This window comes from Microbacterium ureisolvens, assembly GCF_015278315.1.
Lineage (GTDB): Bacteria > Actinomycetota > Actinomycetes > Actinomycetales > Microbacteriaceae > Microbacterium > Microbacterium ureisolvens.
Genome location: NZ_JADIJE010000003.1, coordinates 205,780 through 221,598 on the forward strand (window position 1 = coordinate 205,780; position 15,819 = coordinate 221,598).

14 protein-coding genes are annotated in these 15,819 nt (G+C 66.5%); 5 read left to right on the forward strand and 9 right to left on the reverse strand.

Features of this window, described 5'->3' with window-relative positions:
* Positions 1 to 6: 6 nt before the first annotated feature.
* Positions 7 to 1,155, forward strand: a complete 1,149-nt coding sequence (locus IM767_RS05875) for an alcohol dehydrogenase family protein (protein ID WP_239453532.1) — start codon at positions 7 to 9, stop codon at positions 1,153 to 1,155.
* Between the two features lie 110 nt (positions 1,156 to 1,265).
* On the opposite strand, the gene IM767_RS05880 is transcribed toward IM767_RS05875, so the two are convergent.
* The 7 genes from IM767_RS05880 to IM767_RS05910 all read right to left on the reverse strand — a co-directional run bounded on the left by IM767_RS05880 (position 1,266) and on the right by IM767_RS05910 (position 9,052).
* A complete protein-coding gene (locus tag IM767_RS05880) occupies positions 1,266 to 2,510 on the reverse strand; it encodes an MFS transporter (RefSeq protein WP_109212338.1) in 1,245 nt (414 codons plus the stop codon).
* Positions 2,507 to 3,214, reverse strand: coding sequence for an NADPH-dependent F420 reductase (locus tag IM767_RS05885; RefSeq protein ID WP_109212339.1), 708 nt, complete (start codon positions 3,212 to 3,214; stop codon positions 2,507 to 2,509). Before IM767_RS05885 ends, IM767_RS05880 begins: the two co-directional genes overlap by 4 nt.
* Positions 3,215 to 3,269: 55 nt before the next feature.
* Positions 3,270 to 3,899, reverse strand: coding sequence for a sarcosine oxidase subunit gamma (locus tag IM767_RS05890; RefSeq protein ID WP_109212340.1), 630 nt, complete (start codon positions 3,897 to 3,899; stop codon positions 3,270 to 3,272).
* On the reverse strand, positions 3,892 to 6,816 hold the full coding sequence (locus tag IM767_RS05895; RefSeq protein WP_109212341.1) for a 2Fe-2S iron-sulfur cluster-binding protein: 2,925 nt from the start codon (positions 6,814 to 6,816) through the stop codon (positions 3,892 to 3,894). The genes IM767_RS05890 and IM767_RS05895 overlap by 8 nt, the downstream gene beginning before the upstream one ends.
* Positions 6,813 to 7,199 (reverse strand): sarcosine oxidase subunit delta, encoded by a 387-nt coding sequence (locus IM767_RS05900; protein WP_109212342.1) that lies wholly within the window; start codon positions 7,197 to 7,199, stop codon positions 6,813 to 6,815. The genes IM767_RS05895 and IM767_RS05900 overlap by 4 nt, the downstream gene beginning before the upstream one ends.
* Positions 7,200 to 7,226: 27 nt before the next feature.
* Entirely contained in the window at positions 7,227 to 8,447 is a 1,221-nt protein-coding gene (locus tag IM767_RS05905) for a sarcosine oxidase subunit beta family protein (RefSeq protein ID WP_109212343.1), read from the reverse strand.
* Positions 8,448 to 8,548: 101 nt separating this feature from the next.
* Positions 8,549 to 9,052, reverse strand: coding sequence for a type II 3-dehydroquinate dehydratase (locus tag IM767_RS05910; protein WP_194398823.1), 504 nt, complete (start codon positions 9,050 to 9,052; stop codon positions 8,549 to 8,551).
* A 209-nt stretch (positions 9,053 to 9,261) separates the two neighbouring features.
* On the opposite strand from IM767_RS05910, the gene IM767_RS05915 reads away from it, so the two are divergent.
* Genes IM767_RS05915 through folE form a run of 3 tightly spaced genes read left to right on the forward strand, consistent with a single transcriptional unit; the run spans position 9,262 to position 13,254 of the window.
* Entirely contained in the window at positions 9,262 to 11,751 is a 2,490-nt protein-coding gene (locus IM767_RS05915; protein WP_109212345.1) for a GcvT family protein, read from the forward strand.
* A 53-nt stretch (positions 11,752 to 11,804) separates the two neighbouring features.
* On the forward strand, positions 11,805 to 12,677 hold the full coding sequence (gene purU / locus IM767_RS05920; RefSeq protein WP_109212346.1) for a formyltetrahydrofolate deformylase: 873 nt from the start codon (positions 11,805 to 11,807) through the stop codon (positions 12,675 to 12,677).
* A gap of 28 nt (positions 12,678 to 12,705) precedes the next feature.
* Positions 12,706 to 13,254, forward strand: a complete 549-nt coding sequence (folE, locus tag IM767_RS05925) for a GTP cyclohydrolase I (protein WP_162564428.1) — start codon at positions 12,706 to 12,708, stop codon at positions 13,252 to 13,254.
* Positions 13,255 to 13,292: 38 nt separating this feature from the next.
* Here the strand turns inward: folE and ilvC are convergent, their stop codons facing one another.
* Complete coding sequence (ilvC, locus tag IM767_RS05930) at positions 13,293 to 14,321, reverse strand: ketol-acid reductoisomerase (protein ID WP_109212348.1); 1,029 nt, start codon at positions 14,319 to 14,321, stop codon at positions 13,293 to 13,295.
* A 248-nt stretch (positions 14,322 to 14,569) separates the two neighbouring features.
* On the opposite strand from ilvC, the gene IM767_RS05935 reads away from it, so the two are divergent.
* Positions 14,570 to 15,301, forward strand: a complete 732-nt coding sequence (locus IM767_RS05935; protein WP_109212349.1) for a GntR family transcriptional regulator — start codon at positions 14,570 to 14,572, stop codon at positions 15,299 to 15,301.
* A 19-nt stretch (positions 15,302 to 15,320) separates the two neighbouring features.
* Here the strand turns inward: IM767_RS05935 and IM767_RS05940 are convergent, their stop codons facing one another.
* The gene (locus IM767_RS05940; RefSeq protein ID WP_162564429.1) at positions 15,321 to 15,665 is read right to left on the reverse strand and encodes a CBU_0592 family membrane protein; all 345 of its coding nucleotides are present in this window, start codon (positions 15,663 to 15,665) and stop codon (positions 15,321 to 15,323) included.
* Between the last annotated feature and the right edge of the window lie 154 nt (positions 15,666 to 15,819).

Sequence of the window (15,819 nt, forward strand, 5' to 3'; positions counted from 1 at the left end):
GCGGTGATGTCGAGTCTTCTGCATTTCGACGAAAGGCCCGAAATGACGCACCATCCGGACGAACAACCGGAACTTCCCCGCACGATGTCGGCAGTGCTCCTTGTCGGTCACGGGGGCCTCGACAAGCTCGAATACCACGATGACGTGCCACTCCCGGTGATCGGGCCCGACGAAGTCCTGATCCGCGTCGCGGCCGCCGGCATCAACAACACGGACATCAACACCCGCGCCGGGTGGTACTCGAAAGGCGTGAACGGAGCAACGAACGACGGCGGTACCGACGGATTCGCGTCATCGCGAGATGACGACGCGACCTGGACAGGCACCCCCATGAGCTTTCCGCGCATCCAGGGCGCCGACTGCTGCGGTCGGATCGTCGCAGTCGGATCGGCGATCGACCCCGCGCGTATCGGGGAACGCGTGGTCGTACAGAACACGCTTCGCTATTACGCCAACTTCGAGCCCATGGAGGCATGGGGTTTCGGGTCGGAATGCGACGGCGCGTTCGCACAGTACACAAAGGCACCGTCGATAGAGACCCACGCTGTTGACTCGGACTGGACCGACGTCGAACTCGCATCGATCCCCATCGCGTACTCGACCGCGGAGAACATGCTTCACCGGGCCGGCGTCGTCTCGGGCGAGCACGTGGTTATCACCGGGGCGTCGGGTGGCGTCGGGTCGGCCGCCGTCCAACTGGCGAAGCGCCGGGGCGCTATCGTCACTGCCGTCGTGGGTCCGGGCAAGGCCGATCAAGTGCGAGAGTTCGGAGCCGACGGGGTGGTTGTCCGCGGCGAGAGCCTCGTCGACCGGCTCGGCTCCCACAGCGTGGACGTGGTGATCGACGTCACCGCGGGCGCCACCTTCACCGAACTTCTCGAGGTGCTGCGCAAGGGCGGTCGTTACGCAGTCGCCGGCGCCATCGCGGGCCCGATCGTCGAACTTGACGTGCGAACCCTGTATCTGAAGGATCTGACGATCTTCGGCTGCACCTTCCAGGACGACATCGTGTTCAGGAATCTGATCAGTTACGTTGAGAAGAACGAGATCCGTCCCCTGGTGTCACGGACCTTCCCCCTCAAGGACATCGTGGAGGGCCAGGAGTACTTCCTCTCCAAGGTATCGACCGGAAAGGTCGTACTCGTCGTCCCGTGACGAGAATGTCGACCACCTCACCGATGGGCGCACCTAGCCTCGACGCGACCATCGTCCGCAGTACGTCGCAGGACGTGCCCAGATTCCTGGCGCCCATCGCTGGACCGTTCTCAGGTGCGAGTAGTGCGGCGCCCCGAAATCAGCAGGTACACGGCCGCCGTCACTGCGATCAGGATGGCGAGCGCGACGAAGACGCCGTGAAAGCCGATGACCGGGATGAACAGGCCCACGAGTGGCGGGCCGATCGCGATCCCGCCGTCCCCAACCAGGTAGAACGTGGAGGTCGCCAGCCCCACGCGACGCGGGGAAGCGGCAGAGAACACGGCGGCATGGACCACGGGGAAGAGGGCGCCGAACCCGAAGCCGACCAGAACGCCCGAGGCCACCAGGCTGACCCCCGCCGGTGCTATCGCCACGACCGCGAGTCCCGCCGCGAGCGCTACCAGCAGCGGCGGGATGACCCTACGCTCACCAAACCGATCCTGCGCACGACCCACGACCATACGGCCGACGAGAGCCGTGGCTGCGTAGACGAGAAAGTAGACGCCAGCGGCTTCACCGGCGCCATCGGACGCTGAATAGGCGTTGAGGAACGCCAACAGGCTCGAGAAGCCGACACCAGCGATGAAGACGATGCTCGACAGTGCGGCCGCCGGACCGTCGACAAGTGCGGACGGCGTCCAGCGCCTCGCCGCACGGCGATCCTCGTCGGTGAGCTGTCGCTCCGGCAGCCGGAGCAGCAGGGCGAATGCGAGGCCGGCGGCGGCGCACGCCGCGTTCGAGACAAAGAGGGCCGGATACCCGAAGGCATGGATGAGCACACCGCCGAGTATGGCGCCGGCGGCCGATGCCACCACCGGGGCGAGGCCGTAGTAGCCGGCGGCTTCGCCACGGCGGTGCACGGGAACCATAGCCAGCGCGCCGGTCGAGAGCGCGATGCTGCCCAGGCCGAAAGCGGCTCCATGCAGAGCGCGGATCAGAACGAACATCCAGAGCGGATCTACCACCCCGTATAGCAGCGGCAGTGCCACGCACGCTGCGAGACTGACCACAAGGGTGCGTCGGCGGCCGATGATGTCGAGATACTTGCCACCGACGACCCGGCTCGCCACGGCACCGATCATGAATGCGCCAGCAGCGAGCCCCGCCCCGCTATCGGAGGCCCGATAGCGTTCCACCGCATACAGTGCGGTGGCTGTCATCATCTCGTAGAAGACGACAGCGATGAACAGATTCGTGACGACGGCGAGAACGTAGTCACGCGTCCACAGCAGCTCCCGGGACGGACCGGCAAGATCTCGAGTGGATGCCGGGTCGTGGCGAATCTTGCGACTTGCAGACCGCCGCGGGATCACACGGTGCGCTGTGCGACGTCGACTCGTGTCGCTCGCTGCAGCGCGGCACGAACCTTGCTTTCGTCGGCCGGCGCTGCCGGGGCGGTCATCTCATCCGTGACCGTCGGGTCGGCAAGGTAGATCCGTGTGTACGCGGCTGCCTCCGGCTCGAAACGCCAGCTCGCCGACAGTGGACCGGTGTGGATGGCGTCGAACCCCAGACGGTCGAGCAGGTCGATCGCCTCCATCGCCGCGTGGGTGCTGTCACTTGCCACCGGCAACGTCGAGCGATCCGGCGACCCGGTGGGGCGCGCCAGCTGCGGGATGTGCGGCGCGTTGATGTTGCTGAACGCCTTCACGATGTGGACTCCCGGGTGCGCACGCTGCACCGTCTCGCTCGCGGTGATGCCGTTGTCGTCCAGCTCGGCGATCCGGCCGTCTCGATACGGGTAGTAGTTCGTCGGGTCCAGCACCGTCTTGCCACGCAGCGGTCCCGACGGAACCTGGTCGTGCGCGGTGAACGGGACGGCCAGCACCACAATCTCCTGCGCGGACGCGTCGGCGACTGTTCCCGCCGTCGCGCCGTCGCCGAGCTCCGCGATCAGGGCGTCGAGGCTTTCCGGGCCGCGCGTGTTGGCCAGCACGACCGGGATTCCCGCCGCGACAGCGAGACGCGCTACGGCGCTGCCGATCTGTCCGGCGCCGATTACTCCGAGGGTGGACATGGGTGAACTCCCGTTCTCTCTCAGTGTGGGCACGGCTTACATCCGTGTCTCGGTTCTATGCCGCCGATTCGCCGGTGTACTCACGCATTGCGTCCAGCAGCCACGCGGCGGCGAAGTCGGAGAACGACGCACGCGGCATCAGCCGGTACGTCGTTTCGTCGGTGCGCCAGAGGATCAGCGCCACGCCACCCACCTCGGTGGACACCGCCGCGCCGACCGGGAGAACCCGTGGGTGCAGGTCGAGGGCGCAGCCCTTCTGCAGCACGGCGAGTGCCCGCGGACCGCTGAGCTCGAAGGCCGTCCGATTCGCGGAAAGGTCCACGACCTGACCGGCATCGTCGCCCAGCGCTGTTGTGAGGTTCGACTGGAGCTTCCCGCCAAGTTCGGCGTGCACTGATGCGGGCGCGACAACGAGGAACTCTTCTGGACCCAACCACAGGATGGTGGTGTCGCCGACGCGAGCGGTGGCTCCACACCGCAACGGCAGTGGCGCGACCACGTCTTCGAGGCGGCGCGCGGCGTCCGTTCCGGGAGCGACTCGGACGCCGATCATGGTGAGGAACGGTTCCTCCCGGAGTGTCACCACGCCCGGCGCAGATCCCGCGTGAAGGCCGGCGGCGAGGTGGGCGGCGGGGCTCACTCGAAGGTCCGCGGGGTGCTCAGCGGTTGCGGTTGGTTCAGCCATCTTTGCGTGCTCCTTCCGGATCGAACAGCACGGTCTCGCCGACTACGACGTCGACGAGACGGTCGCCGACGACCGCCGTCAACGTCTCTCCGATGCGATCACGACCGCGTTTGACCAAGGCGAGCCCGAACGAGCGGCCGAGCGCGGCGGACAGGTAACTGGAGGTCACGAAACCGTCCATCGGCACCGGGGCATCGGACGATTCCACACTCGCGCCATGGGCGATGAGCTGCGAGCCTTCCGGGATCACGAACGTGGGATCGACTGGCAGTACGCTGATCAGTTGGTGACGGTCGGGGCGGGCAGTGTCGGGGCGCGAGAAGGAGCGTTTGCCGATGAAGTCTTTCGTCTTCGAGACGATCCACTCCATGCCGGCGTCCTGCGGGGTCACCGTCCCATCGGTGTCCTGACCGACGATCGGGTAGCCCTTCTCGGCCCGCAACACGTGCAGAGCTTCGGTGCCGTAGGGCGTGATGCCGAAACGTTCGCCGGCAGCGGCGATCGCTTCCCACGTGCGCAGACCGTGCCAGGTGGGCACGTTCACCTCGTAGGCGAGTTCGCCCGAGAACGAGATGCGGCAGATCCGCGCGTGTACCCCTGTTGAGAGGGTGGTTTCGCGGAACGTCATGAACGGGAACGCCTCGGCTGTCATCCCGTCGTCGGCTGCGAGGTCGGGCGCGATCGCGGAGATCACATCACGCGATCGCGGTCCGGCGACGGCGATCGTGCTCCACTGTTCGGTCACCGACGTGCAGTGGACGTCAAGCTCCGGCCATTCGGTCTGCAGCCACTCCTCGAGCCACTCCATCACGGCGGCAGCGCCACCGGTCGTCGTCGTCATGAGGTAGCGGTCTTCATCCAGGCGCAGGGTCACACCATCGTCGAAGATCATTCCATCGGCGCGGCACATCAGGCCGTAGCGCGCGGCCCCCGGTGCAAGCTTCTTGAACGCATTGGTGTAGATCCGGTTCAGGAACTCGCCGGCATCTCTCCCACGGATCTCGATCTTGCCGAGCGTGCTCGCATCCTGGAAGCCGACCGCGGTGCGTACCGCGATGCACTCGCGTTGCACCGCGTCGTGCATGCTCTCCCCGTCCTGGGGGAAGTACCAGGGACGCTTCCACTGACCGACATCCTCGAAGACGGCCCCGTGGGCGGTGTGCCACGAATGGATCGACGTGACCCGTGCGGCATCGAACAGCGGGCCACGCTGACGCCCTGCGAGCGCCGCGAACGTGACGGGGATGTACGGAGCACGGTAAGTGGTCGTGCCGATGTCCCCTATTCCGCGGGTCTGCCCGTCGAGGTCGCGCAACGCCTCGGCGATCACGCCGATCACGTTGACGCCGGACGTCCGGCCCTGATCGTTGGCGGTGCTGATCGACGTGTAGCGCTTGATGTGCTCCACGGAGCGCATTCCGGCGCCGGTGGCGCGCAGTACGTCCGCGACCGATTGGTCGCGCTGCAGATCGACGAAGTGCTCGTGCCAGTCGGACGCGTCGCCGTCACCCGGCACCAGCCACAGTTGGCGAGTGGGCGCTGCTGCGCGCGGTGGCGGCAACGTGAGCGTAGCGTCGGTGTCCGCGGTACCTGCGGCTGCGCCCGCGGCGATTCCCTCGACGATGCAGGCGGCGAGCGAGAAGCTGCCGCGGGCCGCACCGACCGTGTGCTGTCCGCGGACGGTGTCGACCGGGACGAACGCGGCGAGTTCGTCGTGCCACCGGATCTTGCCCTGGCGCTGGCTGTGGAGGTGGATCACCGGGCTCCACCCGCCGGAGACGGCCAGCACATCGCAGGCCAGTTCCTCGGCGTCGCCCACGAGGGCGCCGTCACCGTCGACGCGTCGGACGGTGACGCTATGGAGGCGTCCTGAAGTGTCCGCGGTGGTGTTCGACACGGTGCTGCCGGGCAGCACCGTGATCCCCAGGTCGGCGGTTGCCGACGCGACTGCGCTCAGCTGAGCGCGGGCGTCGACCACCACGACCGGGAGGCCCGCGGCGTGGAGGTCGGCCGCGAGGGCGTACGCGCTGTCGTTCGTGGTGTCGATCACGAATCGTTCGCCCGCGGCAACCGCATACCGGTTCAGATAGGTGCGTACAGCGGAGGCGAGCATGATCCCGGGGCGGTCGTTGTTCTCGAAGACCAACGGCCGTTCGTGGGCGCCGGTGGCGAGCACCACTTGGCGGGCGCGAATGTGCCAGACCCGCTGCCGTGAAACACCCGTGCTCGGCGTCGCGTTCAGATGGTCGGTGCGGTTCTGCAGGGCCAGGACGTAGTTGCCGTCGAATGAACCGAACGCGGTCGTCCGGTGAAGGACCGTGCACTCCGGGGCGTCCTGAAGTTCCGTGGCCACGCGAGACACCCAGTCGATCGCCGTCGCGTCGTCGATGATGTCTTGGCGACCGGTGGTCGTTGTGCCGGACAGGAGTGATCCGCCGAGCTCGGGCTGATCGTCGACGAGGACGACGCGTCCGCCACCCTTGAGTGCTTCGCGTGCCGCAGCGAGGCCGGCGGGGCCACCGCCGATGACGAGCACTTCCGCGTGGAGATAGCTCTTGTCGTATTCGGCGCGGTCGTCCGACGGGTCGAGTCTGCCGAGACCCTCGAGAAACTCCGCATCCAAGCCCTCGACCAGCGACACCGTCGTCGCCGGGAGCATCGACTCGGCGACATCCCGCCGCACGCGCGGCGCGACCCGGACCAGGGCGTTCGCCTCTTCGACCCCTGCCGACATGATGCCGCGCCGCCGGCCTCGGTAGAGGGAGTCGCCGGCTGCGATCCGTCCGTTGGCGATCAGCGCCGATGCCAGCGTGTCACCGGGATGCCCGGTGAACTGTTCCCCGTCCAGTTGGAAGGTCAGGGTGGTGCCACGATCGATGCGCCCGCCGACCGGGAGCCGATTCTTCTGGGATGTCATCTGGCCGGCTCCTTCGGGGTCGAGCCCTGGACGGGATTGGTTGTTGGCGGATACTCGTCGGCACCGGCAGGCGTGGTTGTCGCGGCCCCCGGTGCGGGGGTGAAGCCGGACAGATCGGGCTGGCGTTCGCCCGCGGGGTAGGCGGCATGGATCTCGTAGGTCACCGTGTCGCGGACGACGTTGAACCATTGACGGCAGCCGGTGCGGTGCAGCCAACGCTCTGCGAACAGACCCTTGGGGTTGTCACGGTAGAAGAGGAACTGCGCCCACTGCGCGTCGGTGAGGTCGTTTGGATTTTCCGGGTAGGGCACGTGCGCCTGCCCGCCGTAGTGGAATTCGGTCTCATCGCGCGGACCGCAGTACACGCAGGGAATCAGCAGCATGAGCGTCTCTCTTTCGTGTCCAGGCGGCTAGTGCGCCACACCGGCGGCGCCGTGCTCGTCGATGAGGTCGCCGGTCTCGAAGCGGGCCAGCGAGAACGGTGCGTTGAGCGGATGCGGAGTCCCGGTCGCGATGGTGTGCGCGAAGGTGAGCCCGGCAGACGGGGTGGCCTTGAAACCGCCAGTGCCCCACCCGCAGTTCACGTACAGGTTCTCGATCGGAGTGGTGCCGATGATGGGGGAGGCGTCCATCGTGACGTCGACGATGCCCGCCCAGGTGCGAAGCACGTGAGCGCGGGCGAAGATCGGGAAGAGCTCCACGACCGCCGCCATCTGATGCTCGATCACGTGGAACGAGCCGCGCTGGCCGTAGCCGTTGTACGCGTCCAACCCCGCCCCCATGACCAGTTCGCCCTTGTGGGCCTGCGACACGTACACGTGTATGTAGTTCGACATGACGACGGTGGGATGCACCGGCTCGTGGAGTTCGGAGACGAGGGCCTGCAGGGGGCGTGACTGGATCGGCAGTCGGAAGCCGGCGAGTTCCGCGACGACGGAGCTGTGGCCCGCGGACGCGAGACCGACCTTGCCCGTGTGGATTCTGCCCCGGGTCGTCTCGACGCCGGTCACCCGGTCGCCGTCTTTGAGGAAGCCGGTGACTTCGCAGTTCTGGATGATGTCGACTCCCATCTCGTCGCACTTGCGCGCGAACGCCCAGGCCACATGGTCGTGCTTGGCGATGCCCGCGCGCGGCTGGAAGGTCGCCCCCATGACGGGGTACCGGATGTTGTCACTGACGTTGACGATTGGGCAGACTTCTTTGACCTGCGCCGGGTCCAGCCATTCGGCGTCGACGCCGTTGAGATTGTTGGCGCCGACACGCCGGGTGCCTTCGCGGACTTCCCCGAGGGTGTGAGCAAGGCTCACGACGCCGCGCTGGCTGAAGAGGAAGTCGTACTCGAGCTCGTCGGGGAGCGTCTCCCACAGCTTCAACGCATGTTCGAAGATAGCGGCCGTCTCGTCGCGCAGGTAGTTCGACCGGATGATGGCGGTGTTGCGGGCCATGTTCCCGCCTGCCAGCCAGCCCTTCTCCAGCACGGCGATGTTCGTCATCCCGTACTCGCGTGCCAGATAGTATGCGGTGGCGAGCCCGTGCCCTCCGCCTCCCACGATCACAGCATCGTATGAGGACTTCGGTTCAGGGTTACGCCACAGGAAGTCGGGGTGCTCGGGGAGCGCATGGGTGCTCATTCGCAGCCTCACGTTTCGTCACGGGAAGATTGCCTACACGGGAGCGCCGCGCATGCGACGCTCCCGCCTCGTACCCCCGGCGACGCCGAGGGCGGGGAATGCTAGTTGCCTCCTCCGAGGAAGCTGTTGTCGTCGATGGCGAGGGCGAGGGAGAGGATGGCGGCGAAGTACCCGTAGTGGCGCATGCCTTCGTAGATGCCGACGGCGGTGTGGCTGAAGATGGAGCCGACGTCGCGGCCGGGGTCGACGCTGTGCTTCCAGGTCGACAGGTTCGCGAAGTGGACTTCCATGTAGGGGGCGCCGGTGTCGGTGAGGGCGTCGCGGGTGGCCTGGCCGTAGTAGGTGAGGCCGGCGGGGTTGATGAGGAAGCCGTCGACGGTGCCCTGGGTGTCGTGGATGAAGTGCAGGATCTCGCCTTCGAAGTCGGACTGGAAGTGCACGATTTCGACGTTGATGCTGGCGGCGAACTCGTCGACCATCGCGTTGAGGGCGTCCAGGGAGGTGACCGGGCCGAACAGGCCGGGGTTGCGCTTGCCGAGCTGACCCATGTTGGGTCCGTTCACGAACGCGAACTTCAGGGTGCGGGCCGATTCACGCAGGGCCATCACATACTCCTTCGTCAAGGTGGCGGGCGGACGGGAACTGTCCGCCAGAGCAAGAATATGCACAATCGATATTCCGCCGCAAGACGAATCGGCAAGAGGCTTGCGGAGAATATCGATTGTGCATATTCTTCGTAGAGGCCCGTGGCCGTGCATCGACATCGTGCACGCTGCTAGGCAACTCACTTCGAACAGAGCAGTAGGAGACTCACATGGCTTCAGGGCGGAGAATCGTCATCATCGGAGCGGGCATCGTAGGTACGAACCTCGCCGATGAGCTCGTCGCCCGCGGCTGGGAGGACATCACTGTCCTTGACCAGGGGCCGCTGAATCTGCCGGGCGGATCCAGTTCCCACGCGCCCGGGGGTGTGTTCCAGACGAACCCCTCCCGCACGATGACGCACTTCGCGAGCTACACGGTGGAGAAGCTGCTCTCCCTCGTCGAAGACGGGGAGAGCTGCTTCAAGCAGAACGGTGGGCTGGAGGTCGCGACCACCGCGGACCGTCTCGCCGATCTGCACCGCCGAGCCGGCTGGGCAGCGTCGTGGGGCCTGGAGGCCAGGCTCCTGACGCCCGAGGAGTGTGTGGAGGTCTACCCGCTCCTCGACAAGGACGTGCTCCTGGGTGGCTACTTCGTGCCGAGCGACGGCATCGCCAACTCGCCGCGCGCGGTGCAGCTGCTCATGAAGCGCACGCAGGCTGCCGGCGTCACCTACATCGGCAACACCGAGGTCGTGGGCATCGAGCAGGAGGACGGCCGAGTCACCGGTGTGCGCACCGCCGACACCGTGATCCCCGCAGACATCGTCGTATCGTGCGCCGGATTCTGGGGTCCGAAGGTGGGGGAGATGGCCGGGACCCCGATTCCGCTGCTCCCGATGGCCCACCAGTACGTCAAGTCCACGCCGATCCCCGCGCAGAAGGGCGTCAACGACGGCCCCAACGGTGCGCGTCTGCCGATGCTGCGCCATCAGGACCAGGACATGTACTTCCGCGAGCACGGCGACCAGATCGGCGCCGGGTACTACGGACACCGCCCGCTCCCGGTCGACCTCGACGACCTTGTCACCTACGCCCCGGACGACATGGATGAGCACACCATGCCCTCACGGCTGGAGCTCACCCCCGAAGACTTCGCCCCGGCGTGGGAGGCGACGAAGGCCCTCATGCCTGCCGTGCGCGAGACCGAGATCGCCGAAGGCTTCAATGGCATCTTCTCCTTCACCCCCGACGGTGGATCCCTGCTCGGCCAGTCGGCCGACGTGGACGGCTTCTGGGTCGCCGAGGCGGTCTGGGTGACGCACTCTGCTGGAGTCGCGCGTGCCCTCGCCGAAGTGCTGACGGACGGCAAGTCGGCGCTGGACCTCGCCGACTGCGACATCAACCGGTTCGAGAAAGTGCAGCTGACGCCGGAGTACATCCGCGAGACGTCGGCGCAGAACTACGTCGAGGTCTACGACGTGCTGCACCCGCTGCAGCCCAAGCTGTCGCCGCGGAACCTGCGGGTCACGCCATTTCACGCACGCCAGAAAGAGCTCGGCGGCTTCTTCCTGGAGTCGGGCGGCTGGGAGCGTCCGCACTGGTTTGACGCGAACGCGGAGCTGGTGAAGGAGATGCCGTTCGACTGGCGTCCACCGACCCGCGACCCGTGGTCGGCGATGTTCAGCTCTCCGATCGCCGCGGCCGAGGCGTGGAAGACCCGCACGGCTGTCGCGATGTACGACATGACACCGCTCAAGCGCCTGGAAGTCTCGGGCCCCGGTGCCCTCAAGCTGCTGCAGAACCTGACGACCGGTGATCTCGACAAGAAGCCGGGCGCAGTCACCTACACGCTCGTGCTGAACGACTCGGGTGGTATCCGAAGCGACATCACCGTCGCCCGCCTCGAGGAGAACCTCTTCCAGCTCGGTGTGAACAACAACGTCGACACCGTGTACTTCACCCGTGAAGCACGCCACCAGACCGCGAACGACCCACGGGACTGGGTGCAGGTGCGTGACATCACCGGCGGCACCGCGTGCATCGGACTGTGGGGTCCTCTGGCCCGCGACCTCATCTCCACCGTGAGCAGCGACGACTTCACGAACGACGGGCTCCGCTACTTCCGCGAGAAGACCGTCGTCATCGGCGGGGTGTCCGCCACCGCGTTGCGCGTGTCGTATGTCGGCGAACTGGGATGGGAGCTCTACACCACCGCGGAGACCGCCCAGCGTCTCTGGGACGTGCTGTGGAAGGCCGGGCAGCCGTTCGGTGTCATCGCGGCCGGACGCGCCGCTTTCAACTCCCTGCGCCTCGAGAAGGGATACCGGCTCTGGGGCACCGACATGAACACCGAGTACGACCCCTACGAGGCGGGCGTCGGATTCGCGGTCAAGATGTCCAAGGAGGACTTCGTCGGCAAAGCTGCTCTCGAGGGGCGGACCGAGGAGAACTCGCGTCGGCGGCTGCGTTGCCTCACGATCGATGACGGCCGGAGCATCGTGCTCGGCAAAGAGCCGGTGTATCGCGACGCCGAGGTCGTCGGTTACGTCACGAGCGCCGCGTACGGCTACACCGTGCGGACGCCGATCGCGTACGCCTACCTCCCTTCAGGCATCGGCATCGGCGACACAGTCGAGATCGAGTACTTCGGGCGCCGTATCCCCGCCACCGTGACGGAGGATCCGCTGTTCGACCCGACCATGTCCCGCCTGCGCTCCTGACGCCGCCGACCGACACGCGCCCATCGGGCACACACACTTCGAAGGAGGACCACATGTCCCTGCACGCAGAATCGCTGCGCGATCACGCCTGCCTGATCGTCCACGGGCCGGATCAGCCCGGCCTTGTCGCGGCGGTCACCGACGTCATCTCCCGCAACAAGGGAAACATCGTCACGTTGGACCAATACTCCGACGATGCCAACGGAGGCAACTTCTTCCAGCGCGTCGTGTTCCATCGACGCGACCTGGCCGCCGCGTTCCCCGAGATCGAAGCCGACCTCGAGAAGTCGCTCGCGTCGTACGGCATGTCCTGGAAGCTCACCGATCAGTCCATCCCCAAGCGGATGGCGATCCTCGCGTCGACCAGCGATCACTGCTTGCTTGAACTGCTGTGGCGGCACCGTCGCGGCGAGTTGAACGTGACGATCCCGATGGTGATCTCGAACCACACGAACACCGCGGAAGACGTGCGCTCCTTCGGCGTGCCCTTCTTCCACGTGCACTCGCAAGGGGCTGACAAGTCCGCGGCGGAAGCGAAGATCCTCGAGCTGTTGAAGGGGAACGTCGACTTCGTCGTGCTGGCGCGCTACATGCAGATCATCTCTGAGGACTTCCTCACGCAGATCGAGGTGCCCGTGATCAACATTCACCACTCCTTCCTGCCGGCGTTCATCGGAGCGGCGCCGTACCGCAAAGCCAAAGAGCGCGGCGTCAAGCTGATCGGGGCCACGTCGCACTACGTGACCGCGGATCTGGACGAGGGCCCGATCATCGAGCAGGACGTGACCCGGGTCGACCACTCGCATTCCGCGGCGGAACTGCAGGCGCGGGGAGCTTTGGTAGAGCGTGCCGTGCTGTCCCGGGCGGTGCAGTGGCACGCGGAAGATCGGGTGATCCGCCACGGAAACCACACCATCGTGTTCTGACCCCGAGCCGGAGTGCGCGGAGATGTCGGTGTCGAGGCCTGAGCGTGCCGCCGCGGCCGTCCGGGAACTCCTGCTCGCGCTCGGCGAGGACCCCGACCGCCCCGAGTTCCGGGCCACGCCAGAGCGCGTCGCGGAGCACTTCATCGCGTCGTTCGCCGGGCAGGGGCGCAGTCTTACCGCCGTGATCGGCGAGCCGATCGCGATCTCCGACGGCGAGAGCGGCGAACTCGTCGCGCTCACCGGGATCCCGTTCCGATCGACCTGTGAACACCACCTGCTGCCCTTCGACGGGCTGGCACACGTGTACTACGCACCGCAGCGCAGCATCGTCGGGTTCAGCCGGATTGCGGCACTGGTCGAAGCGGCGTCCCTCCGTCCACAGCTGCAGGAGCGGTTGGGGGAGCAGATCGCGGGGGCGATCATGTCGATCCTCAAGCCGCGAGGAGTGGTCGTGCGACTGGAGGCGAGGCACGCGTGCGTCGCCTCCAGGGCGCCGACCGCGGCCGCCTCGCGGGCGGTCACGGTGGCGCTGCGCGGCACGATGCCGCCCGCCGCCTCCTACGCATTCCAGCCCTGAGCCCCCCCCTCGAGGCTGGTGCGCAGGAGGCGCCGGAGTCAACGCGCCGCGGAGCCCTCGGCGTAGTCGTCCTCGTGGGACTTGACCCACGACATGAGCTTGCGCAGGTCGCGCCCGGTCGCCTCGATCGGGTGCTGCTCTCCGGCGTACCGCAGCCGCGAGAATTCGGGTGCGCCGGCGTCCTGATCCTCGATGAAGCGTGCGGCGAACGCTCCGCTGCGCACATCGTCCAAGGCTGCACGCATGTTGTTCTTCACGTGGTCGTCGACGATGCGAGGGCCGGTGACGTAGTCGCCGTACTCGGCGGTGTCGGAGACCGACCAGCGCTGCTTAGCGATTCCACCCTCGTACATCAGGTCAACGATCAGCTTCAGCTCGTGCAGCACCTCGAAGTATGCGACCTCCGGCTGGTACCCCGCCTCGGTGAGAATCTCGAAGCCTGCCTGGACGAGGTGACTCATCCCGCCGCACAGCACAACCTGCTCGCCGAACAGGTCGGTCTCCGTCTCCTCGGTGAACGTCGTCTTGATGCCGCCGGCGCGGAGTCCGCCGATCGCCTTGGCGTACGACAGTGCGAGGTCCCAGGCGTGGCCGCTCGCGTCGTTCTCGACGGCGACCAGCACCGGAACACCGCGCCCGTCCACATACTCGCGGCGCACCAAGTGGCCGGGACCCTTGGGGGCGACCATCACGACATCGACGTCGGCCGGCGGGGTGATGTATCCGAAGCGAATGCTGAATCCGTGCCCGAACAGCAGGGTGTGCGACGAGGTGAGCGCAGGCGCAATCTCCTCGGCGTACACGATGCGCTGCACATGGTCGGGTGCGAGGAGCACCACCACGTCGGCTTCGGCGGTGGCTTCGCCCGGCGTCAGGACTCGCAGTCCCTCCTCGGCCGCCTTCGTGCGGCTCTTCGACGTCAGCGGCAGGCCGATAACGACATCAACGCCCGAGTCGCGCAGCGAAAGCGCGTGCGCGTGCCCCTGGCTTCCGTATCCGATGACGGCGACACGGCGTCCTTGAATGAGCGACAGATCCGCGTCGGCGTCGGTGAACATCTCAGCCATCGTGGCTCTCCTTACCGTAGGGGGACCGCCCCGGCGGGACGGTGCGAGCCGTTACAGGCCGCGCTCGGAGTCTACCAAAAAATATGCACAATCGATATTAAGGGGGTTAGTGGTGTACGATTCTGACGCACGGAGTGACATACTCCGGGCCGAGGTTAGGTCGGGGATTCTCACGCGCCGCTGAAAAGGTGCCGGCGGATCCGGTCGTATACTCACGACACGTCCGATCTGAGAGCAAGGAGGGGTCGATGGCTGGTCCGACAGTACCCTTGGGTATCGTTCGAGACGAACGCTCAGCGTTGCGTCCGCCCGCACGCACCACCGCGGAGGCGATTGCGCAGTCGATCCGCGCGGACATCATCGGTGGCCGCTACGACGCCGGTGAGCGGCTTCGGCAGGTGGAGCTGGCAAAGCAGTACGAAGTGAGCACCACCCCGGTGCGTGAGGCGTTCGCAATCCTGCAGCGCCAGGGTCTGGTCCGCCTGCACCCGCAGCGTGGCGCCAGTGCGATCGTCCCGAACACGAAGGACCTCGAAGAGCTCTACGAGATCCGCGTCGAGCTCGAATGCCTCGCGGTGCAGCATGCGGCACGGAACTTCACGCCCGCCGACGCGCCCGCGCTGCGCGAACTCATCGCGCAGATGCGGGTGTGCCGCGACGCCGACCAGTATGTCGAACTCAATCATCACTTCCACATGGGCATCTACCGGCTCGCGCAGCGCGAGCGTCTCGTGGAGATGATCGAGCAGCTGCGAATGGCATCCCAGGCCTACCTGCAGATCACATCGGATCGCGCGGTAATCCTCGGTGACGCCGAGAACGAGCATGACGACATCCTCGATGCGTGCGAAGCGAACGATCCCGCCCGTGCGGCTGCGGCTACACGCGATCACCTGGGTCTGACCGTCGCCAACGCCGTCGCTCAGCTCGACCACGCTGACGCCACGCGCGGCCTCGCGTCGGCGCGTGCGATCCTGTAACTCCGGCGACGGCCAACTGCTAGCGCAGCGTGCCGTCCGTGGTGCCGCGCCGCCGTGCCCTCCGGCGAAGATCGAACGGAAACTGCCGCACCGTGTAGCGCTTCGGGGCGCTGTGGTAGCTGAGAGCGGTCCGCGAGCGAATGCGGATCAAGCGGAAGATCGCGAACGTCGAAATCGCGAGCCATGCTCCGTTGACCGCCACCGAGGGCATCGCCCCATGGTGCGCGCCATTGATCAGTAGTGCGCACGAGCCGGCCACGTTCGCGAGCTGAAACCCGATCCCCGGCTGCATCCACCCCAGCGAGAGTGCGAAGTAGGCGGCAAGCACGATCGTCGTGCCTATCCATCCGATGATCTCGATCATCACGTTCACAGTGCTTCTCCGTCGAGCTGGGTGCGGTGGCGATCCGGGCGCCTCAGCGCAGGGCGACTTCTGGCCGCGCGCGTGTGGCTGCGGGAGCCCAGGAACTGTTCCAATCCTGAATCTATCCAGTCTGATGCAATATGCACAATCGATA